The sequence below is a fragment of the Burkholderiales bacterium genome, from assembly GCA_035560005.1.
GTDB lineage: Bacteria > Pseudomonadota > Gammaproteobacteria > Burkholderiales > Eutrophovitaceae > DASRFY01.
Genome location: DATMAN010000007.1, coordinates 1 through 18175 on the forward strand (window position 1 = coordinate 1; position 18175 = coordinate 18175).

The following is an 18175-nucleotide window of genomic DNA, read 5'->3' on the forward strand; positions in this document are numbered from 1 at the left end:
GGGTTTTTCCGAATTAGATTGTGAATCGCGTCACGCGATTGTATAAAAGGCTGACGTTGGAAGGCTCGAACGAAAAGGACAGGGAGGAACCGCAATGAAGAAACTGGTAATCGCCGCCGTCGCCGTGATGATCGCCGTGTCGTTCGTGTCGATGGCGCAGGCCCAGACGAAGCAGGACACGTTGAAGTGGGCCGAAAAGACTTTCAAGTATGTGGGCGAGAAGAGCTGCAAGACCTGCCACAAGGTCGAGTATGAGTCGTGGATGACGACCAAGCATGCCAACGCCTGGGCGACCCTGAAGCCGGAAGACCAGAAGAAGCCCGAGTGCGCGGGCTGCCACATGACCGGGAAGACCGCGGCCGACTCGATGATTGTCAATGTCACCTGCGAGGCCTGCCACGGTCCGGGCTCCGAGTACAAGTCGATGAAGAACATGAAGGATCCCAAGCTGGCCGCCGCCGCCGGATTGCTCCCGGTGACCGAGGCGACCTGCGTGCAGTGCCACAACAAGAACAGCCCGACCTTCAAGGGCTTTGACTTCGCCAAGGCGCTGGAAGCCGGCGTCCACAAACGGACCGAAAAGAAAGCCGCCCAGTAACACGGCAAAGACGGCCATGACAAACCCCTCCGGGCGGATGCCCGGAGGGGTTTTCTCTGTCACATGCGGGGTTGCCTTATGCGGCGCCCCAGGTTAGCTTGGTGTTGGCCCCAGCCGTAGTCCCACAACCGCAGAGGAGGAGCACATGCAAGAAGCGAGTGTGTCGTCGCGACGGCATGGTCGTGGCTGGTGGGCGCCGGCATGCGCCGCAGCGCTGGCGCTGGTTGTCGGGATTGCGGCGGATGCGAGGGGCGCCGGCGTGGCGGACTCCGCCTGGGAGGCGCTGCACCGGCTGGACATCGCCGCGGCCCGCGCGCTGTTTGAACGCGACCTGGCCGAGAACGGCGAGACAGCATCGACGCTGCGCGGACTGACGATCGTCGCCCTCATGGATGTGGACCACGCATTGGAATTGCGCACCCTGTCCAGACTGACACGCCCGGACCGAATCGACCTCTTCTCGCTGGCCCTCTACGAGCACGTTGTCGTTGAGATGACTGAATGGGAGGAACTCCCAATAACCATCCGCAAGCTGACGGAGGGCATGGCGGCCAGCGATGTGCCGGAACTTGCTTACGTCGGGGAGGCCTATGCGTCGTCGCGCTTGAATGTCAACGGGCAGGCGCCCGACCCGCGCAGCCGGACGCGATTGGGACGGGCCTCGGGACTGTGGCTGTGCGGCCCCTTCGACAATCGGAACAACATCTCCGCCTATCGACAACTGCCGCTGGAGCGGGATCCGCTCGATACGCTGGCGCACGCGACCGGCCGCAGCGGCTGCAAGGCGTATTGGACGTGGCTCGACGCCGACGCGTATGGCAAGTATCTGCACACCATCGCGGTCGAGGATCAGTCCGAGGCCGCCTGCCTGGCCCGCGCCTACTTTGACCTGCCCAAGGCCATGGAGGTCATCATCACGCTCGGCGGATCATTCAGCCAGCGAACCTATGTCGACGGCGTCCTGGTAGGAGAAGACGTGGTCCCGCGCAACGCCATCGTGCGCGGCGGTTACCGGATGCGTCTGGAGGCAGGGGTCCATGAAATCGGCCTGGCGCTGGGTCTGGAAGTCAGCCCCTTCCAGGTCGGGGTTCTCGACTCGGCCTATCGCGCCATCCCCGGCCTTAAGTGGCGTCGGTTCGGCGCCGCGGCGACGACGGCGCCCGAAAACCCGCGGTTTGTGCATCCGATCTTCGACGGCTTCCTGCGCATGGAAGCGGCCGGCAATCCCGAGCCCGATGCGAAGTTCTGGAAGGCCACGGTGCAGAATCTCAATGGCTACACCAAGGAAACGCAGGAGCAACTGAGCGGACCCTATGAGCGCGGCGAATTGAGCTGGCTGGAAACGTGGCCGTATTACAAAGCGCTGGTCTACAGCCAGCAGGATGTGAAGGCCGCCGAAATTCTCGCACGGTTGGACGAGCAGAGCGAAGCGGCCCTGGTGGAATTCATCGCCCGGAATCTGGCCGAGCAGAACTGGGAGAGCAAGATTCGCAACTTCGCCGCGATCGCCGAACGGTTCCCCGGCCGGTTCGAGTTCGATCAGTTCGCGGCGTACCGCCCGCTGCTGTCGGGGGACCGTGCCGGCATGATCCGTGAACTCGAGGAACTGACCCGCCGCTATCCGAACGCGTGCATTGCGCACAAGACCATCGCCGAAGCGTACGCGGCCTTGCGCGACTACCCCTCGGCGCTGCGCGAGATTCGTGCCTACGCGAAGAAGTCGCAGACCGCGTTGCGCACCACCGATAGCGAACTGCAATATCTGCTGGGGATGGGCGATTACCAGGGCGTCGCCCGGCTGCTGGAAGACCCCTATCGCGGCTACCCGGCCCACCCATGGACGCTCCCCATCTGGTGCCTGGCGATGGACCGATTGGGCAAGGACGATCGCATCGGGGAAGTGCTGGCCGCACGGGCGGCCCGGTACCCCTACGATCTGGAGACGCTTGACCTGCAATGGTCAAGACACAATCGCCGGGGGGAATACGATGCGGCGCGGGCCTGCCTGAAGCGGGTGCATGAGCTCAAACCAACCGCGCTGGCGCCCTATACCAACCTCGATGAACTGCACGGAGGCGTGTCCTACGACAGTCTCTTCGGCTCCGTCGATCCGATGGCCTACTGGGCCGATTCGCCCCCGCCGGATCGGATGGGCGGGAATGGATTCTGGCGCATCCTCGACCGTCAACAGAAGCTGGTGCTGAAATCCGGCTTGTCCGTGTCCGATATCCACTTGGTATCGTACATCGACGACGAGACAACAGCGTCGGGCTTTCGCGAAATGGATTCGCCGGTCGGTGCGAACGAGGCGGGCAGCCGTCTGTTGACCGCACGGCGTCTGCGGCGCGGCGCGCCCCCGGTGGAAGGCACCATCGACGAGGACAAGATCGTCTTTCGCGACCTCAAGCCGGGCGACGCGGTGGAACTGCGCTATCGCTACTGGCTGTCCGGCTCCGGCGACCTGTGGAACCACTTCTGGGACTCATACGGGATTGGCGCCGACTACTATCAGGCCCACTACGAATACGCGATTCTCTCCGACCGCGATGACTTGCGGGTCGCCACGGTCGGGCCGGTGCCGCCGGCCGAGACGACGTCGGTGGCCGGATTCCGACGCATAAGCTGGCAGGGACGCGACGTGGCCGCCGCCGCGCGTGACATGACCATGACGCCGCCCTTCGAGGAATACAAGGGCGCAGTGCATGTCTCCACCTTACCCGACTGGACGGTTGTCGACAACTGGTACAAAAGCATCAGCGAAGCGGTGCTGGCGCGCAACCCGCAGGCCGACGCGCTGGCGGCGCGGTTGACCGCCCCCTGCTCGACAGCCATCGATTCGGTGCGCGCGCTCTATGACTACACCACCATTCATATTCCTTATCAGGCGGTGGACTTCAATTACAGCGCCACGGTGCCGCGACGGCCGGACGATGTGATCACCGGCAGCTGGGGCGACTGCAAGGACAAGGCGCATCTGTTGATCCATCTGTTGCGCCGCAACGGATTTTCGGCGTGGCCGGTTTTGGTCAGCACCTCCGACAACGCCAACTATCTGCCTCTGCCCGCTCCGGACTTCGACCATCTGATCGTCTGCTGCCTGGTGGATGGGGACACTCTTTTCCTCGACCCGACCAACGAATGCGCGCCGCTGCGCGGTGGCCTGGGTTCCGGCTCCAGCGGACGCCCGCGGCTGGTCGTTGGATGGGGCGCGACGGACACGCTCCCCCGTCTGCCGGTGTCGCCGGCCGCCAGTTGGTGGCGCGACGAATCCATCGAATTGCGGCCGTTGGATGGAGAGCGATTCGCGTTCGAATACCTGAGCACAGACCGTAATCTGGGCGCGGGCATTACCCGCGCGTGGTGGCGCGGAACCCCGCCGGAGAACGTCGCGCGCGAGATCGAACGCATGTTCAACGACAGCTGGCAGGTGAGGGTTGCCGTGGATTCCGCGCGGCTGGATCCCATCGAGACCACCGATTCGACGTTTCACACCTGGGCGTACGGCACCGTCTCGCTGGCACGGCAGGCGGTGGGTGGGACCGATGTGATCGATCTGCCGGACTGGTCCTGCATCGGCCGCGAGCGCGCCAGCGCGCTGGCCACGGTGGACCGTGGCGGCGTGCCCGTCGATCTCGATGATCTGGTCTCGCGGCGGACGGTGCGCGCGACTATCCATTTACCGGAGTCCGCCGGCACGCCCGAGATTCCCGCGCCGGTGGCCATCGAGGATTCCTTGTGGACGTTCCGGATGAAAAGATCGTGGGATCGCGCCACGCGTACGCTGGCAATCGACGGCTACTTCGAGGCCCGGGCCGGGTACACGCCCGTCGAGCCGCTGGTGGAACTGCTCAACACCCAGACCAACCAGTTCGACCAGCCGCTGATCGTCCGGCGGCACGAGCCCTGATTGGCCAGGGGGCGCCGATAACAAACCCCTCCGGGCGGATGCCCGGAGGGGTTTTTGCGATGCGCCGGCCGCCGCGGATCAGCGGGACAAAATCTCTTCAAAGAAGGACAGCGCGCGCGGGTCTTCCGATTGACCCAGCCAGAAGATGGCCTGTTCGCGGACTTTGGGGCTGGGGTTATTGCGGGCGACCTCAATCAGAAGCGGGATCCCCTCATCGTCGGGCAGTTGTGACAGCGCGAAGACCGCCTGCTCCTTGACGCCGGCGTCGGGGTCATCGATGGCGGCGTCCCTGATTGTCTCCTTCGCCTTCTCCCCGGCCATCTGCGCCAGCCAGAAAAGGGCGCGTGAACGCACCTCGGCGTTGCGGTCGTTGCGGGCCAGCTCGATCAGGGCATCGGCCGCGGCCGGCGATTCGAGCTGGCTGATCGCGAACACAATCTGCTCGCGTACCTCGCCGCTGCGATCCTCGCGCAGGGCGCGTGTCAGGAACGTGACCGCGCGCGCCTCATCGGTCTGGCCGATCCAGAAGACAAGACTGCCGCGCAGTTTGTCGTCCTCGCAGCCGGCGTAGACGCGTTCGAGAGCGTCCAAGGCGGCCGGATCGTCGTGCCAGGCGATGGCGCTGATGATCTTTTCGGCGAACTCCTCGCGCCGCAACCGACGGGCGTCGGCGCCGGCCAACAACGCCTCGAGGCAGGCCAGACTCTGCGCATGGGAAGCATCCCCCAGCCAGTGCAGCGTGCGCGAGCCGCCATCCAGCGGACAATCATCGGTGTAGACCCGAACCCGTTCGATGCGGTCGTTGTCAACACGCAACAGGATCAGAAGCCGGCGGTCCACCGACATCTCGCTGTCATCGTCCCCGTCGCCGGAGATCGTCAGACCCTCGTCGCTGCGTTCCAGCTCGCCGACGTTTCTGCGTCCCTCCCATACGCCGCTGCAGATGCGCGCGCCGGGGCGCGCATCGACCGCGTAGCCGATCCAGGCGGGCTGCGCCACGCTTTTGATCAACGCTGCGATGGACTGCGCCAGCGTGCCGGCGCGGGTGGTTTCGACCACCTGGCCGTTCTTGAGCCGCGGGGGCGCGGCGTGGAGCGGGGCGGCCGTCGACAGTGCAACGGCCAAAGCGAGTGGGGCGGACAAAACGCGCATGGGCTCCTCACTGGTCGAGCAGTTCGAGCATGAATTCGGTGGCTTCTTCGCTGTTGATCAGCGTGAGTTTTTCGATGGCGGCGCGCTTGAGGTCGCGGTCCTTCTCCTTGCGCGCGATTTCGATTAAGGCCTGGTCATCGGACATCAGGAACAACGCCTCGATCACCTTCAGCCGGATGGACTTGTCGCTCTCACCGTAGTAGAGCTCATGCAGGACCGCGCCCTCGCCGATCAGGCCGAGTTGCTCGATCGCAGTCCGACGCAGCTCGGGGTCTTTGTCGGTACGGGCCACCTGACTGAGGTGATGGCTGTCGCCGGTGAGCATGAACGATTCCAGAATGCGGCGGCGCAGGTCGACGTCGGTCTCGCTTGAGTACAATTGCCAAAGTTGCTCGGTCTGCCCCAAAAGCCCCAGATGCTCGATGGCGGCGCGGCGCAGTTTCGGCTCCGGCTCGGTGCGGGCCAGCTCATACAGGCGCTCCCCCTCGCCGGCCAGCATGAACGATTCGATGATCCGGCGGCGCAACTCGACGTCGCTTTCGGTGCGGTACAAATCCCCCAGCGCGTCGGAGCGTCCCAGCAGGCCCAATTGCTCGATCGCCGAGCGGCGCAGTCCGGGGTCGCTCTCCTTGCGGGCGACCGCCAGCAGCCGCTCGCCGTCGCCGGAGAGCATATAGGCCTCGAGGATTTTGCGGCGGACATCTTCATTCTGCGACGTGAGGTAGATCTCCTGCAACAGCTTGCCGTTCTCGGCGCCGCCATAAAGGCCGAGGTACTCAACCGCGGAGCGCTGCAGGTCGGGATCCTGTTCGCCTTTCGCATACGCGGCCAGGATTTCGCGCGAGCGCGGGTCGCCGCTCTGACTGAGGATGAACAACGCCTGCCGTTTGACCCGCGCGCTCTGGTCGCCCTTGAGCAGCCTTTCGATCATGGGCACGGCCTTCTCGGGGTTCGAGGAGAGCAGGGAGTTGAGCACCATCATCTTGAGTTCTTCATCCTCGGCGGCTTCGGCGGGCACGGTCTGGCCGAGCGAGGCGCGCAACTCGACTTCGAGCGCTTCGGCATCCTTCAGCCAGCGGCTCTTGGGGTATTCACGGCGCAGTTTGCGGATGCTCTCCAACGCCTCGGTGACATAGGCGGCGCGCGCCTGCGCATAGGCCGTCCAGTAAATGGCCCGGTCGGCGCGCGCGCCGCGCATGTGCTCAACCTCACGGAAGAACTCGATCGCCTCCTGCCAGCGGCCATCGTCGAGGGCGGCGGTGCCGCGGGCATACCATGCCGACTCCTCATCCGGCGCCGCTGCGGGGGCTGTCGTTTCCGGCGGACCGGCCGCCACCCACAGCCAGGATTCATCCCAGGCAGCCATGGCGCTTGCAGTCAGACCCGACACCAGCGCCGCGACGATCAGCATCCGTATCAACATGGCATCTCCTTCACATCACCGGGAGGGCCGTATCGGCCCGTGGACGAACCAGACGCTCCCGCGCCTGCGAACCCAGCACACGCACTTTCAGAATCAGCCCCTTGTTCTCAATCGCCTGACGCCAATCGGCGAATTCATCGGCGCCGAGCGAATCCGGCGCGTTGCCGATTTCCAGCAGGACGCGTTCGAGATCATCCAGAACGCTGGCGGTGGCGGCATCGCCATCGCGCGCGGCCGCCAGACGGAAAAGCCGGTTGTCGGCGACCAGTTCGGCGGCGCGTTGGCGCTCGCGCGACAAATCCAATTCGCCGGTGGAGTCGGCGTTCAACAGCTCAAGCAACATGACCTGCGAGCGATCCAGATGATCGGCGACGGTGACCAGCAGAATGCGCTCGCGGACATCCCCGGGGGCGGCCACTGTGGTCGGCGGCGCGGATGGTTCCTGCGGACTGAAGCGGCCGGCCAGAAACGCGAGCGCCAACGCGCCGGTGATTCCAGCCGCATAGACCCACTGGCGCACCGGGAAGACAAACCAGCGACGGCGCGGCGGCGCATCCAGTCGCGGCCGCAGCTTGCGCCAGAGTCGCTCCTCCAGGCCGTGCAGCGGTTCGGGGGCCGCGGAGGTCTTCACCGCGGCAAGCAGATCGGACAGTTGCGCCAGCGCCGCACGGCAGGCGGCGCATTCGGCCAGATGCGCCTCACAGGCGGCACGATTGTCGCCGTCGCCGTAGAAGTGCAACACCAGTTCCTGTTCGGACAGATGCCGGCTCATCGCAAGTCTCCCACCACCGGCTCCAATGCGCGGCGCACCTTCTGCACGGCGCGGAAGATGGTGTTTTTCACCGCGTTTTCCTTGATCCCCAGCGCTCCGGCAATCTCGCAGAGCGGCAGTTCCTGGAAGTGACGCATGACAAAGGCGGCGCGTTCGGCGGCGCTCAGGGTGCCCAGCGCCCCTTCGACCCGCTGGAGAATCTGGGCATCGGCCAAACGTTGATCGGGCGCGGGATCCGTCGCGGGAATCCGATCAGCCAACGCGCCGGTATCATCCTCACCATCGCTCAGATGTTGGGCCAAAACCTTGCGATTGCGCAGATGGTCGAGGGCGCAATTGACCCCGATACGATGCAGCCAAGTGCCGAACTCGGCGCGCGATTCGAATCGATCCAGTTGACGGTATGCCTTCATAAGCGCTTCCTGCACAATATCTTCGGCGTCCGTGGCGTTGCCGGTCATGCGATGTGCCAGCACGTACAGACTTCGGCCGTGTCGTTCGACGAGTAGCCGGAAGGCTTCCACCTCCCCGTCACGCACCCTTTGGACGATGGCGGCATCGCCTTCCTCCATCTGGTGATTAGACGCGGGCATAGAGCACGGGTTAGGTGAGGTTGGTCCAACTGGCAGGACCAACTCTAATAGACTTGCTCGATGGCGGCGCCGCTGTAGTAGTGCGGGAGGATGTCGCGGTAGGATTGGCCGGCCCGGGCGCGTCCGATCATGCCGCACTGACAGAGCCCGACCCCGTGGCCGTAGCCGCGTCCTTTGGCCACCGCGGAAATCACATGCCCTTTGTTGTCACGCTTGAGCTTCAGCTCGAAGTTTGCGGACGGGAGGATCGCGCCCGGACGTGAGGGGCGTCCCAGCGCCCATCGGGTTTGATCGGCGAGGATCGTCCATCGCCCGGACGAGGTGGTGACCGTCATGGCCAGGACACGGCCGCCGGGGGTGCCGCGCACCAGTTCGATGTCGGTAATGTATGCAAAATCAGCGATGGGCGCGCCGACCTGCCTGCGATAAGACTGCAGGTTTTCCAGCAGCGCCTTGCGTGTGAACTCTTCGGTCCAGTTCCAGTATTTCGACCAGGAGCAATACTCGTCATCGTCGACCGACACCAGGTATGGCTTTGGCGGTTTGTGCCAGACATCCTCGATCGCGTCGGTGTGCCCGCCGCAGGTCGAGTGGTAATACGACTCGATCAGCGCGCCATCGTAGGTGAGCGCCTCGCCTTCGGTCTCGGCGACCGCGTGCGTCACCCAGTCGCGCGGCTCGGCCGCGCCGATGTAGACCTGGTCTGAGACATCGGCCTTGAGATCATAGGGCGCGAGCGCATACTGCCCCAGGTGCCGCAGCGCATAGGTGCGCGCCGCCACCGCCTGCCCCTTCACGGCCTCGTATTCGTTATCGGTGCGCTCCCCCATCTCGGAGAACAGGACACCGTTGAGATACTGCTCCATGTTGAGGCGATTGACCACGATCGGCCTGCCGTTGAAACGTCCGAAGATCAGCGCGCCCAGATAGGGCGTCTTCTCGATGAACAGCCGGTGGCCGTCGGCTTCGGCGTAGGCGACGATACCGGTGGCGCCGCGGGCGAGTGTGACGTTCCCTGCCGCCAGCACCTCCAGACCGCCCGGGGCATGACGGATAACCAGCCGCTCATCCGATGAGTAGGTGATCGGCGTGGCGTTGCCGGCGCTGTAGACATTGATGAGAAATCGTCCATCGCCGCGGACCGACAGCGCCTTCTCCTCGTTCGGCAGCCGCACACGCACCACCGGCGGCTTGACCGGATCCAGTCCAAACAACGCGCCGTTGCGAATTCGTCCCGGGATGCAGCCGATGACGGAACAGAGCGTTCCGGCCAACAGAAGTGCTGTCACGAGGCGTGGGGAGTTCATCGGCGAAGGGAGATTATGCCTGCGGCGAGGGCAACGCAAGCACGCCGAGCACAGCCATTCGACGGGCGCCGGTGGCGCCGCCGCAATTGCCGGCGCGGGCCTGCAGGGTTTCGCCGGCCAGCGCCGCGAAACCGACCGGTTCGACAAAGCGCGCCGGCACCCCCAAAGTGTCGGCGGGCGTCAATTGCCATTCGCCAAGGTAGGCGCCGAGCCGATCCAGCAGGTGGCGGTTGGCGACACCGCCGCCGCTGACCACCAGCGTCCGCTGCGCGGTGCGCGGCGCGATCCAGCGGCGCACGGCAAAGGCGATGCTCCAAGCGGTCAGTTCGGTCGCGGTTGAAAGCGCGTCATCGGCGTCCAGCCGTAGCCGGTCGAAGAATTGGCCGACCGCATCCCAACCGAACTCCTCACGGCCGCAGGTTTTGGGGGGGCGGCGTTGGAAGTACGGCAACGCCAGCAACCGGGCCAAAAGGCGGGGATGGAGCGCCCCACGCGCGGCCGATTGTCCGTCGCGGTCAAACGGCCGTCCCAGCCGCTTCTGCGCCAGGGCATCGAGGATCATGTTCCCCGGTCCGGTGTCGAACGCCGTGATGCGCAGTCGTCCTCGCACCCGGCCGGAGACCGACACGTTGGCGATGCCGCCGATATTGAGCACCGGCGCGCCCTCGCCGAAAAGCAGGTGATGATAGTATCCGGACAGGGGCGCGCCCATTCCGCCGGCGGCGACATCGGCCAGACGAAAATCGCCGACCACCGGCGTGCCGCATTCGATCGCCACGGCGTTGACCGCGCCGATCTGCCAGGTGGCACGATGGGGCCCATCGGGACAATGCGCAATCGTCTGGCCATGCGAAGCCACCAGATCGGCGGGCATCCCTCGCATCCACAGGCGCGCGCTCTGGCCGATGAACCGTCCCAGGGCCAGATGCGCCGCGCTCGCGCGCCGTTTGGCGACTTCCGCATCCGCGGCCAGGCGCCACAATTCCCGTCGCAATGACGGCGGAAAGCGGCGCGTGAAGACACGGCGCACACGATAGGTCGCCGCACGGCCGGTCATCTCGATCTCGACCAGGGCGCCGTCGAGACGGTCGACCGAGGTGCCACTGTTTATTCCGAGCACGCGCAGACGCCGGCGGGCCAGCAAACGCGCGAGCGGATGCGCGCCATGTGCCGTCATAGAATCGCTCCGCGTCGTCGGATGTAGTCGATGGCTTCCCGCTGGGCGTCGCGGTCGTTGCAGACCAGAATCAGGTCGCAGCCGGCCTCCAACGCGCGCGCGACCGATTCGGACGGCCGGAAGGCATGCCGGATCGCGCCCATGCTGAGATCGTCGGTGAGGATTTCCCCGCCGAAGGCCAACTGCTCTCGCAACAATTCGGTGACAATCCGCCGCGACAGGCAGGCGGGCAATTCATCGTGGAAGCCGGTCATCACCTGATGCCCGACCAGGACCATTTCGACCCCGGCGGCGATGGCGGCATCGAAGGGGACGCGTTCACAGGCGCGGAATTCCTCCCCGTTGATCGCGCAGACGGCCGGCCCCTGATGCGGATCGAGGCGGACGCGTCCGCTGCCGGGAAAATGCTTCGCGCAGGCGCTGACACCCGCCGATTGAACCGCCGGAATGACCGCCGCGGCCATCTGCGCGACACGGTGCGGGTCATCGGAGACGGTGCGCGAGTTGAGCCAGCCGGCGTCGCGATGACCGACATCCACCACCGGGGCCAGCAGCGTGTCGATCCCCAGCGCGGCCAGCCGCCGGGCCACTTCCGCGTAGGCCGCCGCCAAGTCCGCATACGCGGCGCCCTCATAGGCGCGCAGGTCGCGCATGGACGCCTCGGCGTCGGGCAGACGCCGGACTCGTCCCCCTTCCTCATCGATCATCACCCGGAGACGGCGCGGTGACACGGTGCGCAGGTAGTCGATGGACTGACGCAGAAGGGCCTCATCGACGCAGTTGTCCCGGAAGAGGACCACCCCGGCCAGCAATCCCTGACGCGCCCAGCCCAGAAGCTCCGCATCCGGCGTCAATCCCTTGTAGGAGAGCACCAGTGGCGACCCGAACGGTGGAGGCGGGGTGCGGCTCACGGACACTATGTAGATGGCGCGGGCGGCGTCGGCAAGGACGGATTTGCGGCGACAATCAGGCGGCGCAGACCAGGTTTTTGCCGCCACCCTTGGCGCGGTAGAGGGCCTGATCAACCGACTCGACCAGATCGTCTTCGGGACGGCCGTTGTCGGGGAAGCAGGAGATACCGACCGAAACGGTCAGCGGGATGGAGCGCCCGGTTGAATCCGGACCAAATTCGGAGGTCTCCACCTTGCGGCGGATGCGTTCGCCGATGCGATGGGCCTCGTCGGTGGCGGTCTGCGGCAAAATGACGATGAACTCCTCGCCGCCGTAACGAGCGACCACGTCGACATCGCGCACGCAGGCGGTGATCACGTGCGACAACTGCCGCAGGACGACGTTGCCGATCTGGTGGCCGAATCGGTCGTTGAGCCCCTTGAACCAGTCGATGTCGACCATGATCAGCGACAGCGGGGTGCTGTAACGCGCGGCGCGGCGCTGTTCGTCTTCCAGCCGCGTGCGGAAATAGCGGTAGTTGTACACCCCGGTGAGTTCGTCGATGATGGTCAGTTTCTCCATCTGCTGGTGGAGATCGGCGTTGACCAGCGCCATGGCGGCGGAGGCGGCCAGCACCGAGAGCACCTCTTCATCGTTCTGGCTGAAGGCGCCGGGGTGCGGCGACTCGCAATTGAGCAGCCCCACCGGCTTGCCTTCGCAGACCATGGGCACCGTCAGTTGCGACCGTCCGACCAGGCCATCGATCACGGCGCGTCCGAGGTGGCGGTCGGCGACGCGCACGGTCTCCCCATGGAGGATCACGCGCCGGAAGATGTCGTTGGGCTCCACCGGAAACGGACGTTCGAGCCGCTCGGTCGACTGTCCTTCGAGACGCCCCTTCAGCCACAACTTGGCGTTGAGCGGATCCCACGTGTAGACCTCGCAGACCGGATAGCGCAGGACCTGGCGGGCGATCGTGAGAATGCGGTCGATGACATTGTCGACCGGCACCAGTTCGGCCAGCGAGCGCGAGCTCTCATAGATCGTCTGCAACTGCGAGCGCGATCGCTCCAATTCCGAGGTGCGCTCGTTCAACTTGTCCATCGCGTTGAGCAACCGTTGTGAGAACATCCCAATGATGCCGTTGGCCACACCCATAACCGCGGTAAACATCCACATCATCACCATGCGGAAAATGAGATCGGGCAGCGCCGACACGCCATCGACCAGCAGGCAGGGCACGGCATAAAGCGCGGTCACCGCCGCCGCCGCCGTCAGTCCCAAACGCAGCCCCTTCTGGTAGCCGACGTAGGGCACCAGAACGTAGAACAGCACGAAGAAATCGCTCGCGATACCGCCGGTCAGATAGATGAGCGCGGTCACCGCCAGCAAATCGACGGCATAGATGCCCCAGAACCAGGAGTCAAAGCGCAACCGCCGCCACTTCACCAGGAGCGCGGGGACCAACGTCAGGATGCCGTAGAGCCCGGCGATCAACCACCATCGCAGTTCGCCTACCAACGGCGGCGTCGACACCATCATGTGATAGACAATCCCGAGAAAGGCAAGGGAGCGCACCGCCCAATACAGTGGCTCCACCGTCGGGAGGATGGACAGATATGGCGAATCGGATGTTCGCATCGGCTACAACAACACCGCGCCACCTTACCGCTAAGTGACGCGCTGTTAAGTCTTTATATCGGAAGCGCATCGGGAAACTGGAGCGGGCGGGCATTCGGGGGGCGATTCTAATCGTCATGCCCCGGCCAAACTGACGAAATGTGGCTTGGCAAGGCGGGGGCGGGCAGTTAGGTTTGACATTCGCGCAACCGGAATGTGCGGGGGCCGTAGAACCTAATGTGTTACTCGACAAGGGGTTTGGCCCCCTAGCCGCGGGGAGGTGGGCAACCATGAACAGGCGTGATTCTCTGGCTTTGGTCCTGGCCGTGCTCTCGACACTGGTTCTGGGACTGCGCATGGCGGAGGCCACGGAATTTCGCACCGGCTCGGTGGTCAGCGTGCGCGATGCCGAGATTCTCGATGATGTGATCGCCGGCGGCGATGACATCAGTTTCGAGGGGCACATCCTCGGCGACGTGATCGCCGCCGGCCGTTCGGTCACACTCGGCGACTCAGCCGTGGTGGACAATTCCTTCATGGCCTTCGCGCAAAAAGTCGACGTCAACGGCGGCGTGATCAACTCGGCGCGTGTCTTCGCCCAGGACTTCACCCTGCGCGGCCACATCGAAGGCAATGTGATGGGCTTCTGTCAGTCGCTTCTGATCGACACGCACGCCTGGGTGGAGAAGGATGTCAGTTTCGGCTGCGCGCAGATCATCGTGCGCGGACGGGTCGGCGGCAATCTCTCCGGCGGCGCGAACAATGTCACGATCTCGGGGCAGATCGACGGCGACGCGCGGGTCGAAGGCGAAAACATCGTGGTCTTGCAGGGCGCCATCATCGGCGGCAAACTGCGCTACGCCTCCGACCGCGAGATCAAAATAGAGGACGGGGCCCAGATCCTGGGCGGCGTCGAAAAGATCTCCGAGGAAGAAGGCCAAGAGGACGAGGAGGGCTACACCCTCGGCAGTTTCTTCTGGGATGCCTGGTGGTATCTCGGATCGCTGGTCATCGGGGCGGTCCTGATCGCGCTCTGGCGCCGGTTCATGCTCGACGTTTCCGGCTCGATCACCGGCTCGGCGCTCAAGACGCTGGGCATCGGCGTGCTGTTTTTGATCTGCCTGCCGATTGCCGCGGTGGCGGTGGCGTTGACGTTGATCGGCGTGCCGGTGGCGATCATGATCGCGCTGGCTTGGGCGCTTCTGCTGTATCTGTCCGATGTCATCGTCGGTCTGGCGCTGGGCGACTGGCTGCTGGCGCGTCTGCGCAAGGGCCCCGCGCCGCGGCCCTACATGGCCCTGGCCATCGGGCTGTTCCTGGTCACCATCCTCGGCGAGCTGCCCTACGTCGGCAGTCTGCTGAACTTACTGATGGCGGCGCTGGCGATGGGGGGATTTTTCCTGGTGGCCAACAGCCGGCGCGCGACGACGTGACGGGCATGCCAGACAACGCGCGCGACATTCTTCACGACCGCGTCGCAGACGGGATTACAGCCAGGATGTCATGCCGAGCGCAGCGAAGCATCTGCCTTCTTGACCGGCGAAAAAGCAGACCCTTCGCTTCGCTCAGGATGACAGGACCGGGTCCAGGTTGGTCTCAGATCCGCCCCGTCCAGCGTTCGCTGACATGCGCGGCTACGGCGCCGGGTCCAGCGTGATGGTGGTGACCGGGCCGAACTTGTCCAGCGGCGCATCGAAGGCCGCGATCTTGCCGACCGCCACGACCACATAACGCGTCGGATCCAGGTACTTGCGCGCCGCCGCCTCGACATCCGCCCGGGTGACGGCGCGAATGCTCTCGAGGTTGCGCTTCAGTTGATCCGGCGGGAAACCGTGGAACTCCAGCCAGGCGTAGTTTTCCACCACATCGACCGGCGTATCGTAGTTGAAGACATCGGAGTTGATGATCGATTCCTTCGCGGTGATCAACTCCTCCTCACGGATGCCGTTGTCGCGCAAATCGGAAATCACCCATTGCATCAGCGCCAGCGTCTTGGTGGTGGTCTCCGATTTGGTCTCGCAGGCGGCGACAAACAGGCCGGCTTTGTCCGATGTGCCAAACGCCGTCCCGACCGAGTACGCCCAGCCGGAATCGGAACGCACCTTGCCCATCATGCGCGAAGTGAACCCGCCGCCGCCGAGGATATGATTGAGCACCCGCAGGGCGTGGCGGTCGGGATTGTGGCGGTCGATGCCCAGGTGGCCGAAGCGCAGATTGGTCTGGCTGATGTCCTTGTCGATCTGATAGACGCCCGGTTGCGGCGGCGCCGGGTCCGGAATCACCGGGAGAGTTCTCTCTCCGCGCGGCCAGCCGCGGAAGGCCTTCTCCAGACGGCCCTTCAGGACGGCGGCGTCCAGATCGCCGGAAAGCGCCAGGATGCAGCGGTTGGGATGGAAGTACGATCGGTAAAAATCCATGACGTCCTGACGCGTGATGGCGGAGACGGTCTTCTCCGACGGGCTGCGCCCATAGGGATGATCGCCGTAGACCAGCCGTGCATACTCGCGCCGCGAGATTCGTCCGGGGGAATCATTCTGCCGGCGGATGTCTTCCAGCGTGTTGTCGATCGCCAGCTGCAGACGCGACGGCTCGAAGGCGGGATTGATCAGAAGATCGGACAGCAGCGACAGCGCGGTTTCAAAGTCGCGCGAGAGGCATTGCATCGAGAACTCGCCCGATTCCATCTCGATGGAACCACTCCACTGGATGCCGCGAAACTCCAGCTCCTCATCGACCTGATCGGGGGTGCGTGACGTGGTGCCGCCGGTGACCAGCGCTTCGCCGGTGATGGCGGCCAGCCCGGTCTTGTCGGCGGGCACATAGGCCTCCCCGGCATGAAGCAGGACGCTGATTGTCACGACCGGAAGTTGACGGTCGGGGAGGAAGTACACCACCATGCCGTTGGGCAGTTCAAACCGCTCCGGCATCGGCGGATCAAAGGTGATCTCGTTGAACTTCCACTTCGCATAGGGATTCTGTGCGCCGGCCGGGGCGGCCAGGCAGAGCATCAACGCCCATGCGGCCACGCCGCATGCGATGGTCCGGAGATGCCGGTTCATTGTCCCTCCCCTTCCCCATTGGCGGCGGCCTGATCGTCGGAAAGCGGGACCAGCGTGGCGACGGTGCGATTGTCGGCGGTGAAGGTGCGTCGCGCCACCCGCATGATGTCCTCGGCGGTGACCCGCGCCAGACGGTCGCGGATGGTGAGCAGGTAACGCCAATCGCCGGCCCGGGCCTCGTACTCGGCCAGTTGATTGGCCAGGCCAAGGTTGGAATACAGCGACCAGATGAAATCCGACTCGATGCGGTTTTTGATCTTTTCCAGCTCGCGCGGGTCGGCCGGTGTGCCGGCCACTTTCTCCAGCTCGGCGTAGAGAGCCGCCTCGCACTCGGCGGTGGTGTGCGGCGAGCGCGGTTCGACATCGACGACAAAGACATTGGGGTCGAGGTCGCCCGACTGCGAGCCGGGGAATTCGTAGGTCGAGACGTTGGTCGCCAACTGCTGATCGATCACCAGCGACTTGTACAACCGCGAGGTGCGTCCGTCGGAGAGCAGACGGTGCAGCACGCGGTAGACGATGTCGTCCGGATCATCGAAGGCGGTCTTGTGATAGGCGACCGACAGGTACGGCTCGGCGTCAAACTTCTGAATGACGCGGCGTTCGCCTTGCTGCTCCGGCTCGACGGTGACCACCGGGTCGGGATCGGGCTGGCGCGGAATCTTACCGAAAGCGGCCTCGGCGCGGGTGAAGACCTCCTCGGCCTTCACGTCGCCGACAATCGCCAGCACCATGCGGTTGGGGGCGTAGTAACGCTTGTAGAAATCGACGAGTTTGGGGCGGGTCAGCTGGGCCACCTCGGATGTCCACTCCCAGAAGATCTGATAGGGATGCGCGATGAAGGCGGTGCCGATCAATTGCTCGAACAGTTTGGCCACGCCCTCGTTGTCGACCTTCAGGCGCCGCTCCTCAATGACGACATCGCGCTCGGCGTAGAACTCGCGCAGGACGGGGTTGGTCATGCGGTCGGCCTCGACCGTCAGGTACAAGCCCAGCCGATTGGCCGGCAGATTGACGAAGTAGGTGGTGCCATCGTAGCCGGTCCCGGCGTTGAATCCCGAGGCGCCGTTGCGGGAGTACAGCTGCTCATAGGCGTTCTTCTCGACCAGCGCATCGAGCATGGTCTTGACCGACTCCAGCTCGGCGTGGAGCTTTTCGATCGTGGCGCCGTTGTCGGGCGCATCGGTGATGCCGATCGCGCGCTGGAAGGCGTAGAGCTGCGCCTTGCGCTCTTCAGCGGCGATGGCGGCGCGGATCGAGTCCTCGCGAACCAGAAGCGGCGCCTCGCGGGCGTAGTCGCGCGTGCCGAGGGTTGTGGTCCCCTTGAAGAGCATGTGCTCCAGCAGGTGGGCAGCGCCGATCATCCCCGGCCACTCGTTGGCCGAGCCGACTTTGTAATGGATGTAGGTCGCCATCACCGGGGCGTTGTGGCGTTCGACCACAAGCACGGTCATCCCGTTGGCGAGGACCCGTTTCTTGACATCCAGCGCGACCTCGTCGGCCGCGGAGGCCAGGCCGGCCGCGCACAGCACAGCCGCCAGCGCCGCGACGGTCAGTCGCCGGGCGGGTGAGTTCATGAAACCTCCATGATTCGGAATGTGTCCAGCGAAAGGAGCATCCGTCTGAGACGATGGCGGCGGCGGGAAAGTTGCGCCGCCCCCCATCCGCGCGCGCGG

At 64.8% G+C, this 18175-nt stretch carries 13 protein-coding genes; 3 read left to right on the forward strand and 10 right to left on the reverse strand.

Annotated features, from left to right (window positions below; genetic code table 11):
- The first annotated feature begins 94 nt into the window (after positions 1-94).
- Positions 95-598, forward strand: a complete 504-nt coding sequence (locus tag VNM24_00435; GenBank protein HWQ37065.1) for a multiheme c-type cytochrome — start codon at positions 95-97, stop codon at positions 596-598.
- A 145-nt stretch (positions 599-743) separates the two neighbouring features.
- Positions 744-4505 (forward strand): transglutaminase domain-containing protein, encoded by a 3762-nt coding sequence (locus VNM24_00440; GenBank protein ID HWQ37066.1) that lies wholly within the window; start codon positions 744-746, stop codon positions 4503-4505.
- Between the two features lie 78 nt (positions 4506-4583).
- On the opposite strand, the gene VNM24_00445 is transcribed toward VNM24_00440, so the two are convergent.
- The 8 genes from VNM24_00445 to VNM24_00480 form a co-directional block, all read right to left on the reverse strand.
- Positions 4584-5657 (reverse strand): HEAT repeat domain-containing protein, encoded by a 1074-nt coding sequence (locus VNM24_00445; GenBank protein ID HWQ37067.1) that lies wholly within the window; start codon positions 5655-5657, stop codon positions 4584-4586.
- 7 nt (positions 5658-5664) lie between these two features.
- Complete coding sequence (locus VNM24_00450; GenBank protein HWQ37068.1) at positions 5665-7080, reverse strand: HEAT repeat domain-containing protein; 1416 nt, start codon at positions 7078-7080, stop codon at positions 5665-5667.
- Positions 7081-7090: 10 nt separating this feature from the next.
- Entirely contained in the window at positions 7091-7852 is a 762-nt protein-coding gene (locus VNM24_00455; GenBank protein HWQ37069.1) for a hypothetical protein, read from the reverse strand.
- Positions 7849-8424, reverse strand: a complete 576-nt coding sequence (locus VNM24_00460; GenBank protein ID HWQ37070.1) for a sigma-70 family RNA polymerase sigma factor — start codon at positions 8422-8424, stop codon at positions 7849-7851. Before VNM24_00460 ends, VNM24_00455 begins: the two co-directional genes overlap by 4 nt.
- A 65-nt stretch (positions 8425-8489) precedes the next feature.
- Positions 8490-9734 (reverse strand): SpoIID/LytB domain-containing protein, encoded by a 1245-nt coding sequence (locus tag VNM24_00465; protein ID HWQ37071.1) that lies wholly within the window; start codon positions 9732-9734, stop codon positions 8490-8492.
- Between the two features lie 31 nt (positions 9735-9765).
- A complete protein-coding gene (locus VNM24_00470; protein HWQ37072.1) occupies positions 9766-10929 on the reverse strand; it encodes an anhydro-N-acetylmuramic acid kinase in 1164 nt (387 codons plus the stop codon).
- Positions 10926-11801 carry a glycoside hydrolase family 3 N-terminal domain-containing protein gene (locus tag VNM24_00475; protein ID HWQ37073.1) on the reverse strand — a complete coding sequence of 292 codons (876 nt, stop codon included), beginning with the start codon at positions 11799-11801 and terminating at the stop codon, positions 10926-10928. Before VNM24_00475 ends, VNM24_00470 begins: the two co-directional genes overlap by 4 nt.
- 94 nt (positions 11802-11895) lie before the next feature.
- A complete protein-coding gene (locus VNM24_00480) occupies positions 11896-13419 on the reverse strand; it encodes a sensor domain-containing diguanylate cyclase (protein ID HWQ37074.1) in 1524 nt (507 codons plus the stop codon).
- 311 nt (positions 13420-13730) lie between these two features.
- On the opposite strand from VNM24_00480, the gene VNM24_00485 reads away from it, so the two are divergent.
- A complete protein-coding gene (locus VNM24_00485) occupies positions 13731-14873 on the forward strand; it encodes a polymer-forming cytoskeletal protein (protein HWQ37075.1) in 1143 nt (380 codons plus the stop codon).
- 201 nt (positions 14874-15074) lie between these two features.
- Here the strand turns inward: VNM24_00485 and VNM24_00490 are convergent, their stop codons facing one another.
- The gene (locus tag VNM24_00490) at positions 15075-16499 is read right to left on the reverse strand and encodes a pitrilysin family protein (protein HWQ37076.1); all 1425 of its coding nucleotides are present in this window, start codon (positions 16497-16499) and stop codon (positions 15075-15077) included.
- On the reverse strand, positions 16496-18076 hold the full coding sequence (locus tag VNM24_00495) for a pitrilysin family protein (GenBank protein ID HWQ37077.1): 1581 nt from the start codon (positions 18074-18076) through the stop codon (positions 16496-16498). The genes VNM24_00490 and VNM24_00495 overlap by 4 nt, the downstream gene beginning before the upstream one ends.
- Positions 18077-18175: the final 99 nt, after the last annotated feature.

What these genes read in the sequence shown, in the direction of transcription:
- VNM24_00495 (HWQ37077.1), bottom strand. Translation starts at nt 18,076, where the DNA reads ATGAACTCACCCGCCCGGCGACTGACCGTCGCGGCGCTGGCGGCTGTG.
- VNM24_00440 (HWQ37066.1), top strand. Translation starts at nt 744, where the DNA reads ATGCAAGAAGCGAGTGTGTCGTCGCGACGGCATGGTCGTGGCTGGTGG.
- VNM24_00460 (HWQ37070.1), bottom strand. Translation starts at nt 8,424, where the DNA reads ATGGAGGAAGGCGATGCCGCCATCGTCCAAAGGGTGCGTGACGGGGAG.
- VNM24_00445 (HWQ37067.1), bottom strand. Translation starts at nt 5,657, where the DNA reads ATGCGCGTTTTGTCCGCCCCACTCGCTTTGGCCGTTGCACTGTCGACG.
- VNM24_00435 (HWQ37065.1), top strand. Translation starts at nt 95, where the DNA reads ATGAAGAAACTGGTAATCGCCGCCGTCGCCGTGATGATCGCCGTGTCG.
- VNM24_00455 (HWQ37069.1), bottom strand. Translation starts at nt 7,852, where the DNA reads ATGAGCCGGCATCTGTCCGAACAGGAACTGGTGTTGCACTTCTACGGC.
- VNM24_00490 (HWQ37076.1), bottom strand. Translation starts at nt 16,499, where the DNA reads ATGAACCGGCATCTCCGGACCATCGCATGCGGCGTGGCCGCATGGGCG.
- VNM24_00470 (HWQ37072.1), bottom strand. Translation starts at nt 10,929, where the DNA reads ATGACGGCACATGGCGCGCATCCGCTCGCGCGTTTGCTGGCCCGCCGG.
- VNM24_00485 (HWQ37075.1), top strand. Translation starts at nt 13,731, where the DNA reads ATGAACAGGCGTGATTCTCTGGCTTTGGTCCTGGCCGTGCTCTCGACA.
- VNM24_00450 (HWQ37068.1), bottom strand. Translation starts at nt 7,080, where the DNA reads ATGTTGATACGGATGCTGATCGTCGCGGCGCTGGTGTCGGGTCTGACT.